Annotated in this window: 12 protein-coding genes; 7 read left to right on the top strand and 5 right to left on the bottom strand. The window is 49.7% G+C overall.

Annotation, left to right across the window (positions count from 1 at the left end; translation table 11 throughout):
- From BZG79_RS06395 to BZG79_RS06380, 4 genes are all read left to right on the top strand, one after another.
- The coding region (locus tag BZG79_RS06395) for a GNAT family protein (RefSeq protein ID WP_199877585.1) at window positions 1-251 on the top strand (251 nt) is incomplete at its 5' end.
- Complete coding sequence (locus BZG79_RS06390) at window positions 251-715, top strand: NUDIX domain-containing protein (protein ID WP_077457088.1); 465 nt, start codon at window positions 251-253, stop codon at window positions 713-715. The genes BZG79_RS06395 and BZG79_RS06390, both read left to right, overlap by 1 nt.
- A gap of 3 nt (window positions 716-718) precedes the next feature.
- Entirely contained in the window at window positions 719-1327 is a 609-nt protein-coding gene (locus tag BZG79_RS06385; RefSeq protein ID WP_077773994.1) for a GNAT family protein, read from the top strand.
- A 98-nt stretch (window positions 1328-1425) separates the two neighbouring features.
- Window positions 1426-1641 carry a VF530 family protein gene (locus tag BZG79_RS06380; RefSeq protein WP_021023695.1) on the top strand — a complete coding sequence of 72 codons (216 nt, stop codon included), beginning with the start codon at window positions 1426-1428 and terminating at the stop codon, window positions 1639-1641.
- A 68-nt stretch (window positions 1642-1709) separates the two neighbouring features.
- On the opposite strand, the gene BZG79_RS06375 is transcribed toward BZG79_RS06380, so the two are convergent.
- The 3 genes from BZG79_RS06375 to BZG79_RS06365 form a co-directional block, all read right to left on the bottom strand.
- Window positions 1710-2408, bottom strand: coding sequence for a type 1 glutamine amidotransferase (locus tag BZG79_RS06375; protein ID WP_077773993.1), 699 nt, complete (start codon window positions 2406-2408; stop codon window positions 1710-1712).
- Window positions 2384-3391 (bottom strand): amidoligase family protein, encoded by a 1008-nt coding sequence (locus tag BZG79_RS06370; protein WP_077679314.1) that lies wholly within the window; start codon window positions 3389-3391, stop codon window positions 2384-2386. The genes BZG79_RS06375 and BZG79_RS06370 overlap by 25 nt, the downstream gene beginning before the upstream one ends.
- Window positions 3392-3524: 133 nt before the next feature.
- Window positions 3525-5477 (bottom strand): hypothetical protein, encoded by a 1953-nt coding sequence (locus BZG79_RS06365; RefSeq protein WP_077773992.1) that lies wholly within the window; start codon window positions 5475-5477, stop codon window positions 3525-3527.
- A 270-nt stretch (window positions 5478-5747) separates the two neighbouring features.
- Between BZG79_RS06365 and BZG79_RS06360 the strand changes: the two genes are divergently transcribed.
- The gene (locus BZG79_RS06360) at window positions 5748-6989 is read left to right on the top strand and encodes an FAD-dependent oxidoreductase (RefSeq protein WP_077773991.1); all 1242 of its coding nucleotides are present in this window, start codon (window positions 5748-5750) and stop codon (window positions 6987-6989) included.
- A gap of 193 nt (window positions 6990-7182) precedes the next feature.
- On the top strand, window positions 7183-7875 hold the full coding sequence (locus BZG79_RS06355; RefSeq protein ID WP_021023700.1) for a response regulator transcription factor: 693 nt from the start codon (window positions 7183-7185) through the stop codon (window positions 7873-7875).
- Between the two features lie 6 nt (window positions 7876-7881).
- Here BZG79_RS06355 and BZG79_RS06350 read toward each other — a convergent pair whose 3' ends face one another.
- Window positions 7882-8814, bottom strand: a complete 933-nt coding sequence (locus tag BZG79_RS06350) for a DMT family transporter (protein WP_077773990.1) — start codon at window positions 8812-8814, stop codon at window positions 7882-7884.
- Window positions 8815-8904: 90 nt separating this feature from the next.
- Between BZG79_RS06350 and BZG79_RS06345 the strand changes: the two genes are divergently transcribed.
- Entirely contained in the window at window positions 8905-9795 is an 891-nt protein-coding gene (locus BZG79_RS06345; RefSeq protein ID WP_077773989.1) for a LysR family transcriptional regulator, read from the top strand.
- A gap of 46 nt (window positions 9796-9841) precedes the next feature.
- On the opposite strand, the gene BZG79_RS06340 is transcribed toward BZG79_RS06345, so the two are convergent.
- A partial coding sequence (locus BZG79_RS06340; protein ID WP_199877584.1) for an efflux RND transporter permease subunit occupies window positions 9842-11309 on the bottom strand: 1468 nt, incomplete at its 5' end.

The raw sequence follows: 11309 nt of genomic DNA, 5'->3' as shown, positions 1-11309 counted from the left end.
GCTCTAAAGAAGGCCTTGGCTATATGAGCGAAGCGGTGAGGACGCTAGAGCGGTATGCGTTTAATGACCTTAATGCCAAGCGTGTCGAAATCAAAACCGCCTACGAAAACACCCGCAGCCGCGCGGTAGCCGAGCGTTGTGGGTATCATCAAGAAGCGATGCTTACCAACGACCGTATCCTACCTAGCGGCACGATTTCTAGTACTGTGGTATACGCCAAAGTGGCGGCATGTGAAGCCGAGGAGAAATGATGATCCCTGTGAATACCTCTGTGGTTTCTGGCGTGGCGCTCTCTCGTATTGAGGGAGAAATAAAAATGCTGCTGATGAAGCGAGTGAAAGGTGGCTTCTGGTGCCATGTTGCGGGCTCGATTGAAGCGGGTGAGACCGGAGTGGACGCCATCGTCCGTGAGTTTAGCGAAGAGACCCAGATTACGGTGGCTGACTTGTATAACGCGCAGTTTTTGGAGCAGTTTTACGAAGCGTCAGTGAATGTGATCGAGCTTATCCCTGTGTTTGTGGTGATGTGTGATGATAACCAAGCCATCACGCTTAATGATGAACACACCGAGTTTCGCTGGTGCTCACTCGATGAAGCAAAAGCCTTGGCGCCGTATCCAAATCAGCATGCCGTCTATGACCATGTATGGGCTTACTTTGTTGATCAGCCCGTTAACCCGTTATATCACGTCAACTTACCTAACCATCAGGAATGAAACATGAGCATGGAACGCTTTTTTACTCAAGATGACATCATATTGCATAATGACACGGTTTCCTTGGTACCTTTGTCTGCATCGCATGCGGAGGCTTTGGCCGAAGCCGCCGCGGATGGAAAGCTATGGGAGCTCTGGTATACCTCCGTCCCGAACGCTGAATCAGTGGAACACTATATCGCTAGCGCCTTGGACGAGAAAGCGAAAGACAAAGCATTGCCGTTCGCCGTGGTTGAGAAAGAATCGGGGCGAGTTATTGGGTCAACGCGATTGGCCAATGCGGATGCCGCTAATAAGCGCGTGGAACTTGGTTACACTTGGTATGCTAGCCGTTATCATCGTTCGTCGGTGAACACCGAGTGCAAGCGATTATTACTCGCTTATGCATTTGAAATCTTGGAGGTTATTGCGGTTGAGTTTCGCACTCACTGGTTGAATCAGGCATCACGCGCGGCGATTGCTCGCTTAGGGGCCAAACAAGATGGTGTGTTGCGAAACCACAAGATCGTTAATGGTGTGTTCCGCGATACGGTTGTGTTCTCGATTATCGAAAGCGAATGGCCGGCGATTAAGCTAAACCTTGATTATAAGCTGGCGCGCTACCGGTGTTGATCTCGCCTTTTTTTTCATCGTCACGTAAAGTAGCGCTTTTATTGGCTAGCGAGGCTAGTCGTGTGCGTTGTGCGCCCAATCAAAACGTGAGAACGAGTATGCAAGAACAACCGAATAACCCACTTCACGGACTTAGCTTACAAACCATTTTAACGCGACTGGTAGAACACTATAGCTGGTCCGGTCTTTATCAGCGTATTCGTGTGAATTGCTTTCATAATGACCCATCTATTAAATCATCGCTGAAATTTTTGCGTAAAACTCAGTGGGCACGCGATAAGGTCGAAGCCTTGTATATTGATACTTTTTGCTAAGGGTAAAATCGATAACGCCGAGCAGACGTGCCTCGGCGTTTTTGTTTTTCACCAGATAACAACCATGTTTACTGAGAGGCTGCTTGTCGCTGCTGGAAGCGCGTTGCGTGCTCGACTAGGCCCTTAAACAGCGCACGCTGACAGCCAAAATAAAGCAAAAATTCTGGATGCCACTGTACGCCTAATGTGTAGGGGCGCTTGGGCGACTCAATCGCTTGCACAATACCATCTAAATCACGTGCGCTTACCGTTAAATCCTCGCCTAACTCGTTAATCGCTTGGTTGTGTAGGCTGTTTATTTTGCGCCTACCTTGCCCCAACCGTTGCTGTATATGGCCGTTAACATCACGCAATATACACAAGGTTTTCATCGGGAATATTGTCCAGCGATGAGAGGTTTTCTTGCGCTGTTCGCGTAAGCTTTGGTGCAAGGTGCCGCCTAAGCAAATGTTGAGAAGTTGCGCACCACGGCAAATGCCCAACAGCRGCTTTTGACTGGCTAACGCGCTTTTGATTACTGCGCTCTCTAGTTCATCACGTTCGGGATCGTAGTTTGGTTTCACTTCGGGCTCAGCAGCATACAGCACAGGTTCAACATCGTGGCCGCCTGTGATCACCACACCGTGATAATCATCAGGCTTAAATATTGAACCTGGCCGCAACTGTAGGGGCTGCCCGCCATAAAGACGCACCGCGGTGGCAACGAAAAAACGCGGTAAGAAGGCACCTTTGTCGGGGCCGGTTATTGCGATAACGGGTCTACCCATAGCGTATTCACTTTCTCCGCCCAGTTATTGGTAATGCGTGATAATGGATCGTTTAAGTGAGCAAGATAAGCATCACAGCAAGCTGTCAGTCGTTTTGAATCTGCGGCAAGTTTCTCTACTTCTACCCAATCATTCCATGCCTCATGGATCCCCCATTGTGGACGACTTACTTTGCTATCCGGTAAACGATAGTGAAACGTGGGGCGCGCTTTTGTCAGGCCATCATTGAGCGCCTGATTCACTTGTTTCTCATCGAGGTGAGTGAAGAGTGGCAGCATATCTAGCGCACGATTACGCGTCGGATTATCAGCAAGGTAATCGGCAATCAAGGTGTCGCGATCGGGCCAATAATCGTGCGCGAGAACACGCGTGATATACGCTTTTGGAAACGGATCGACATAGCTTGTGAGACGACGGGATAAATCAATATCGGCACGTTTAATTAGCCAATCATACAAGCATAAAAATGCTTTCAGATGCGCATTAATAGTGTGAGCGGATAAGTCGGGCAGTTCGGGATTAAGCTGCATCCCAAATGCATAGACAGGGCTGTCCTCTGTGCCTTCTGCACCTTGTTGTCGCAGAAACTCAATCAGTCTATCGACGTCTTGAAGTCGATCAAGCGGAAGCGGTGGGCTGACTATTTCGACCGGTACGACCATTTTAGCTGCCCAAGCTAAAACTTCTTCCGCGGATTGGTCAATTTGATTGGCGAGAGTCTTCTCACTTCGATCGTTCCGTCCAAGGCGTTTTAGCTTGGCGTAATCAAGCTCTATGATCCAATCACCCGCATTGTCACCGGTTAGTTTTCGGTCGTAACGGCCGCCATGCTCAACCGTCAGGGATAAATGTTTTGCAACGAGCTGTGCAATGGTGTCTAGCTCCATACCACTCAATTCAAGTTCAACACCGACGCAGCGCGTTTCTCCCTCTGCATTGGTGGTATGAGGGGGTGTTTTTAACGGTGAAGGGGACGCATTCATCAATGGAGCCTCACTTATCGGATAAACATATGAAATACATGGGGGTCACGATGCGCTGATTAAAGGGAAATCGCCTCGATTTGTTCGGGAATTAGCCTAAACAAATCGCAAATACAATGCTCTTTGGCTTTCATCAGCTAATACGATCTGCCGCCCAGCTTGTTAAAGCCATTCGTTTTACATCGGCAATGGCTTCATCTGGCAGTGAGCTTTTTATCCCGACTTGAATGGTGTCGTCATGATAAAGATAAAGCCGAGAGAGAAACTGCTCAAAAGGTAGCGACGCTTCGCCGTATTGTTCGCCTTTTCCTTGGGTGGAAACAACCACTTCATTCCCCCAATCTTGGCCACTGTCGTTATTCGGGTTATAAAAATAGACCCGCATCACGTTGTCTTGGTCGAATGCGACACGAATCAAAGTAACAGCGTGCCATCCAATAAATCGCCCCTGACTGCTTGTCACTGCAATTCCAACGGGTTGAGGATGAATGACAGGAATGTTGCCATTGTATAAAGGATGATAGCTACGATAAAAACGCTCGATAAAGCAATCGAAATCTTTGAGTAGGCCTGTTTTAACGTCAACCGCAATCATAAATTCGCGCCCGACATACCAGCCGTGAAATTCGGGGTTTATCCATTTGTGGGGATCTTGCTCTCGACTGACGCAGCAACGGCCCATTTCAATATAAAGCTTGTCGAGATGAGGGACGAGGACCACGGACACAGGATCGGTGTCAAACGGCAATGCTGTGCTTAGGCCTTGTAGCAACGTGTGTGAGTCCAATGTTTTACCTTCAAAGTGCATGCGTAAGCTTGTATTACAGGCGACTTGAACGATACAGTTGAGTAGATAATCGGGATCATTATAGGCCCACATTGAGATGGCTCGAGCAGATTGGCAAGTTGGATTGTTTCCTTGTGCCACACCAAGCGGTTGACCAAGCACTGACATCACGCCTGCAAGAAGATGTACCCGCGCCGGCAGTTGATCGCCAAACGCGAGGGTTAGGCTGGCGGCAACATCCGGATGTAAATTTAAATAAATTTGCCGCCATAGACTCGGTGCGACGGGCGCGTCAAACAATACCCCACGCTCAAGCAGCATCGCCAGCCCATAGACTGCTTGTGCGGTCTGCGGATAGACAGCTTCTTGAATCAATGTGTGGACCAATTGACGATAGGTCACGAGACAATCTACCCCTGTATTACTGAGCCCTAGCGCGGTGGGGAGTATGTCACTGCCTTGGTTGTCGAGTAGCCAGCGTAAGAAGGTGGCGTGATAGTCAGACGCCAAGCCGACATCGTGCATCGCGCGTGCAAAGCCCATCGCCTCCTGTTGGAGGGAGTTGTTATCCATGGCGTTTAGTCGTTGGCAATAGGCATCGAGCCCCGGATCGTCATAGCAACCTTGAGTCGGGCCATATAGCGCGCTTACCAGACGGTCAATCCCGAGTTTTGCTTCACCAAGGTTGACTTGCTCTTGAGAAACAAGAATAGATATCTGGGTGATCATCGCTTTTATCGGATTGACCTGAATAGGGCGTTGGGCGAGAACACGCCAGACTTCATCAACTAACTCGCTAAGAATGGTTTCGTAGCCTAAATGCGTGAGAAGAAACCGGTATAGTGAACTGATAGCGGGTGCCATCTCACCAAGGCGGATACGACTAGTTTCGTCGGTGATCCCCATGATGAGTGACAAATTAAGACTGAGTACTTTGGCAAGAAACTGATGAGCCTCTTGGGCTGAGAAAGTCGAAGGGGGGCTCTTACCCTCAACAATAGCTAGCATTCTTAATTGGCTGAGGCAATCTAGTAGAACGGTGGCTTTGTCCGCATGTGCGAGTGTTGCCGGCACTAAATTGGGTAATAGGTATTCTGGGTGATCCCAGTCTGTACCTTCAAAGAGACCAGCTGCATTGAGCGTATGGATACGCGTATATAGAGCGCTAATGCCGTCCTCTTGCGTCAGGACTTGCTCACAGATATCAATCACGTGAAACTGGCAGCTTGGTTTATCAATTGAACTTGCCTGATCAAGCTGCACCACAGCATGATCAAGGTTTTTTAGTAAGCTCGACATATCAATGATGTTCTTTCCTGCGCTGTATCAGTGGCGCTTGCCAGCCCATGGATAGGTATGTGTTAACTACCTTCACCTGGGTTGGTCGTCAGCCTACAACGTCCTTTTGTGCCTGATTATAGTCAAACTACTATTACACACTTCAGAGAAAATAGTAACCATAAGCCCCCTTGACCACTATCGCTACTGGCGCAAAGCTTGTAACTTAAGGGTGAAAATTCAACAGTTTTAACAACAAAACAAAAAATAACATCATTCAGGGAGTGAAGTATGACGAAGCAGGTCGTGGTGTTAGGGGCCGGAATGGTCGGTGTATCCGTGGCTTGGCATTTACTTAAACGAGGGTATGCCGTCACCTTGATCGATCGCGTGCCTCCAGGGCAAGAAACATCGTTTGGCAATGCAGGCATTATTCAACGTGAAGCCGTTCGGCCCTATGCCTTTCCGCGTGATCTCACCACTTTGCTGCGGGTGTTGCCGAACCGTGCGGTGGATATTCGCTATCGTCCTAGCAGTGTGATTCGAGCGGCTCGCGCGTTATTGCAATATTGGCATTACTCCAGTGATAAGCATTATCGAAAGCTTGTCCCTGAATACGCAGCCTTGATAATGCAATCACTCGATACGCATGATGAGATGATACGGTCTGCGGGGGCGGAAGCGTTAATTCGCAAAGCCGGTTACCTTAAACTGTTCCGTACCCAAAAAGCGCTTGATGAAGAACTGACAAAAACAGCGTCTGACAGCACGCTATTCGGTGTTGAGTTTGATGTGTTAAACCGTCAACAGCTTGCACAGCGAGAGCCGAGTTTGTCTCCGTCTATTGTGGGGGCGATTCATTGGAAGCAGCCTTGGACCGTCACCGATCCCGGCGCCCTGGTCGAAGCTTACGCCGCGGATGTAAAATGCAAAGGAGGAGCCATTAAACATGCTTCGTTAACAGGCTTAACACGGCAAGGCTCGGGATGGCTCATTCAAACCACCAAAGAAAGCCTACACGCTGACCAGGTGGTGATGGCGATGGGGCCTTGGTCATCGTATTGGTTGGATCAACTGGGAATTCAGGTGCCTTTGTTTGCTAAACGCGGCTACCACATGCACTATGCATGTAATAAAAAAGCACCACTGAACCATTGGCTTATGGATGCGGAAATCGGGTACCTCTTGGCGCCGATGCGTGCTGGTGTTCGCCTGACGACAGGCGCGGAACTGACAACAGTGGATGCGCCAGTTAACGAGAGCCAACTTAATGCCGCTGAACAGGTTGCGCGTTCGCTTTATCCGCTTGGTGAACGTCTTGATGCATGCCCTTGGAAAGGTGGGCGTCCTTGCCTACCCGATATGAAGCCCATGATCGGCCCGGCGCCAGACCAAAAGGGATTGTGGTTGGCATGCGGTCATGGTCATCAAGGTTTTACCTTGGGCCCCGTGACCGGAAAATTGTTGGGACAAATGATAGATGAGGAACACACGGATATTGATATGCATCCGTATCGTGTCGATCGCTTTTAGTGGTCGGCTGCTGAGTTTGTCATCATTCCCACGCTATGAGGGATCGAAAACGCTTAAGTCGACGTAAACCCGTTTGCTTTACAGGCTAATACTGTAAGACAATGAATAGCTTGGCGAATCCTTTTTTGAGTGACAATGACGATAAATAGGGTTCAGCCATTGATGTGACGTGAACGTTTAGATAGGACCACTGATGCACCAGGCGTTTTTCTCCAAAACTAAGCCCGCCATTGTCGTGCGCGGCCCAGAAGATCAGTCATTTATCGCGCTACTCGAAGCTCGGCTGCGAGATCACGGCTGCGATGTGACTGTGATTGGCCCTGATGATCCAATGCCCGATTGGGATGCTGTGCAATTGATTAGCTGGGTGCCTGAGGGAGAGGCGCAAATGACAACCTTGCGCTGGTTGAGCGAGCAGTGCCCGTTTATTGCTTTAATGGCAAGTCAAGCGGCGGCTGATCGCGTGGCCGCGCTGAATGCCGGGGCGGAAGATGTGCTATCTGCCCCTATTGATATTGATGAGTGTATGCTGCGCACCGCGATTGCGATGCATCGTCGCCATGCCATGGTGGTGATCAAAGAGTCATCAGGCCAGCTGCAAGTTGATAATCTCTGGATGCACCAAGACACACACCAAGTCAGAGTGGATGACCAAGCGGTCAAATTAACACCCATACAATTCGAACTCTTGTGGCTTCTTGCGCAGCATAAAGATACTACGTTGAGTAAGTCACTCCTTTATCGTCAGGTGCTTAAAAAAACGTTTACGCCTGATGATCGCAGCCTCGATATGCATTTAAGCCGTGTTCGGAAAAAACTCGCTGACGCTGGACTGCCGCCTGAGCGCTTGCAAACCGACCACGGCAAAGGCTATTGCTTTATTTAATGGCGTTTAAGCTGAGCGTGACAGCGCAAGTCGCCAGCGACCAGGATGGGGTAAGCGAGGCAACAGCAAGCCGGCAACAACAATCGCAATCCCTAAAACTTGGATTTGGCTGACCGCTTGTCCCATCAAGAACGCGGTGAGTACTGCAAACACCGGTACAAAGTTAAAGAATAGGGCCGCATTGGCTGAGCCAAGGTGGCGTACACCGTTAAGCCAGAGCAAATAGCCCGCGACGGTGCCTAGCACACCGATATAAAGTAACTCTGAAACCGTGATTGGGCTGGCGGTTATCACCTCACCAAAGGGATGTACATTAGTTGTCATCGCACACATCACGCCGATGACCGTGGCGCCACTGAGCATACCCAAAAAGGTATAGGGGATGACAGGCATCCAACGACCAATCCCTTGGCTGAAAAAGGTATAGGCACTCCACGCGAACATGCCGGTGAAAATCATCTGATCGCCTTGATTAAAGTTGAGGTTGCGTAAAACATCCCACTGTCCGTCGGTGATCACCAATAATACCCCCGATAAACTGACCACCAAACTGAAAACTTGCCCTTTGCGCGGAAGTGCGCGTATTGCTACGCAGGCAATGAAAGAGGTGACTAACGGGCTGAGCGCCATAATTAATGAGCCGTTGGTGGCTTGGGTATATTCAAGCCCGGTAAACAAGCAAAGATTTAACCCTCCAATGCCTACAGCACTGACGGTAGTTGCCCATAGCCATTGTTTGCCACTGAGATGGGGGATCTTGGCTCGGGTTGCTTTGAGATACAGAGCCAGACAAATGGCCGCGATCCCAAATCGCCAAAAAACAAGCGTGAGTGCACTGACCTCATTCAAAGCATCCTTACCGRTGGGAAAGGTGCTGCCCCAAAAAAACGCACATAAAATGAGTAGGGCGATGGCTTTCCAAATCGACGTTGTATTCATATCAATACCTGACTTATTAAACGATGTGCGCTAGTGTATAAGTTTCAAAATTTGAATAAACCGGCAATATCAGAACGGTAAATGCCAATAATGAAACTTAACTATTCGCTAGACGATTTACGTTACTTTTGTACTGTTGCCCAGTTAGGCAGCTTTAAAGCCGCAGCGCAACAGCTGTCGATGCCTCAATCGACCTTAAGCCGGCGAATTCGTCAACTTGAGCAGGATCTGGCCTTGCGGTTACTCAATCGTGATGCCCATCGTATCTCGCTCACGCAAACGGGTCATCGCTATTTCGAACGCGCTGCGAGTCTTTTTGATGAACTGAACGCGGTCAGTGATGAACTCTTGAGCGAAAAGCAGCATCCTAAAGGTAAGATCCGTGTTAGCGCCCCTATTAATGCCGGTAAACAGTTTTTACGCGCTGTTTTGTTTGATTTTATGCGCGCCTACCCAGAGATTCAGCTTGATCTGAGTTTTTCTAACACACTGGTTGATATTGAAGGCGAAGGAATGGATGTGGTGTTTCGGGTCGGTAATCCGGTCGTGGAAGATTGGATCGCACGGCCATTAACCGATATTCACTTTATTGTCTGCGCGAGCCCAGAGAGTGATTATGGTCAGCTTCAATCACCMAAAGAGCTGGTGGGCAAACCTGTCGTGCTKTGTCACCCAATGACCGTTTGGCAGCTAGAGCACGACACAACCGGTGASGCTTATGACTATCAAGCCACGACGGGTATTCGGGCTGAAGTTGACGAAATTCAAATGCTGACCCATGCCGTGCAGGCAGGCTTTGGGATGGGCTACATTCCTGACTACTCCGCATTACCGTTGATTGAACAAGGAGCGCTACAACGGGTGTTGCCATCATGGCGGAGCCAAGCACGAACGCTGTTTTTGTTGTATCGCGATCGGGAGCACGTGCCGCTGCGGGTGCGGTTGCTGGTGGAGTTCGTGCTCGCGCGGTTTGTTGGATAATGAAATCAGGCCACAGTGTTTTGCGCTGTGGCCTGATGTGGGAAGGTTAGGCGTCGTGGTTTGTTTCCGTTGATACCATATGTTCAGTTGGCGTCGGCGTAATCGCTTTGGCTAAGAACAAGTACATCGCGGGTACCACGAACAGGGTGAACAAGGTGCCCAGTGTCATCCCACTGGCAATCACTAACCCCATGGCAAAACGCGCGCCTGCACCGGCTCCTGAGGCAATCAAGAGCGGGATCATGGCGAGAACCGTCGCGGCCGTTGTCATCAAGATAGGGCGTAAACGGATCGCTGTCGCTTCTTCAATCGCCTCGCGCTTCGTGCGCCCATCTTGCTGTAACTGATTGGCGAACTCGACGATTAAGATACCATGTTTTGCAATTAGCCCCACCAAGGTGAGCAAACCGACCTGGGTATAGATATTCAGCGTGGTAAAACCAAGGCTGATAAATATCAATGCCCCACACACACTCATGGGGACCGTGACCAAAATAATGATCGCGTTTTTAAACGACTCAAACTGCGCCGCCAAGATTAAGAAAATCACCACCAGGGCAAAGAAGAAGGTGACGACCAGTTGTTGGCCTTCGCTCATAAATTGCCGCGATTGCCCTGCATAATCGACACTGAACCCAGCTGGTAATTCGGTTGCGGCGATCTCTTGTAATACACCTAGCGCTTCGCCTAAGGGGACACCTGGACGTGGGACGCCCGAGATTTTAACCGCATTGAGTTGTTGAAAGCCTCGCAGCGCTTGTGGCTGAACGCTTTCTTCCAAGGTCACTAAGGTCGAAAGTTGGATCAGCTCACCTTCTTGGTTGCGGGTATAAAACTGACGCAGTTGATCTGGCGTAAGACGCTCACTACGCGCGACTTGTGGGATTACACGGTATGAGCGGTTATCCAGTGAAAACCGTCCAGCGTCAGCGCCGGATAACAGTGAGCCCATGTCGGCCGCGAGCTGTTGCATGCTCACACCCATCAAAGCGGCCTTTTCACGGTCGATGTTGACCGTTTGCTTTGGACGGTCGATACTTAGATCGGTATCCACAAAGATAAAGCGTCCACTTTGCATCGCTTTGCCAACGATATTATTAGCGACTTCATTGATGGCTTCATAAGGTTGGGTCGAGCCAATAATAAACTCAACCGGTGTCCCACCGCCTGGAGACGGTAATGAAGGTGGCACCAATGCAAAGCTACTTAAGCCTGGCTGGCTCTCCATAAAGGGCTGAATCTCGTTTTCTAAGATGGCTTGGGTACTGCGCTCACGCTCATCCCAAGGGGCAAGCACAATACCAGCGATGGCATTATTGGTGCCGCCTGAGCCATTAATAATAAAGACATTATCAATTTCTGGCACATCATCAATGAGCCGGTTTAACTCGTCTGTGCTGGCAGATAGCGCGTCCAGTGTGGTTTGGCTATCGGCCTCCAAAATAGAGAAGACGAACCCTTGATCCTCTGCCGGTTCTAATTCAGAGGGGCTGGTGATAAACAAAAAGTAGCAG

Origin of the sequence: Salinivibrio sp. MA427, from assembly GCF_001996115.1 — a bacterium.
GTDB lineage: Bacteria > Pseudomonadota > Gammaproteobacteria > Enterobacterales > Vibrionaceae > Salinivibrio > Salinivibrio costicola.
Note: the sequence above shows the minus strand (reverse complement) of the source record. Positions and strands in the feature narration are given on the sequence as shown.

Excerpts from the sequence above, each read along its gene's own strand:
- BZG79_RS06370 (WP_077679314.1), bottom strand. The coding sequence starts at position 3,391 with ATGAATGCGTCCCCTTCACCGTTAAAAACACCCCCTCATACCACCAAT.
- BZG79_RS06355 (WP_021023700.1), top strand. The coding sequence starts at position 7,183 with ATGCACCAGGCGTTTTTCTCCAAAACTAAGCCCGCCATTGTCGTGCGC.
- BZG79_RS06365 (WP_077773992.1), bottom strand. The coding sequence starts at position 5,477 with ATGTCGAGCTTACTAAAAAACCTTGATCATGCTGTGGTGCAGCTTGAT.
- BZG79_RS06385 (WP_077773994.1), top strand. The coding sequence starts at position 719 with ATGAGCATGGAACGCTTTTTTACTCAAGATGACATCATATTGCATAAT.
- BZG79_RS06360 (WP_077773991.1), top strand. The coding sequence starts at position 5,748 with ATGACGAAGCAGGTCGTGGTGTTAGGGGCCGGAATGGTCGGTGTATCC.
- BZG79_RS06390 (WP_077457088.1), top strand. The coding sequence starts at position 251 with ATGATCCCTGTGAATACCTCTGTGGTTTCTGGCGTGGCGCTCTCTCGT.
- BZG79_RS06380 (WP_021023695.1), top strand. The coding sequence starts at position 1,426 with ATGCAAGAACAACCGAATAACCCACTTCACGGACTTAGCTTACAAACC.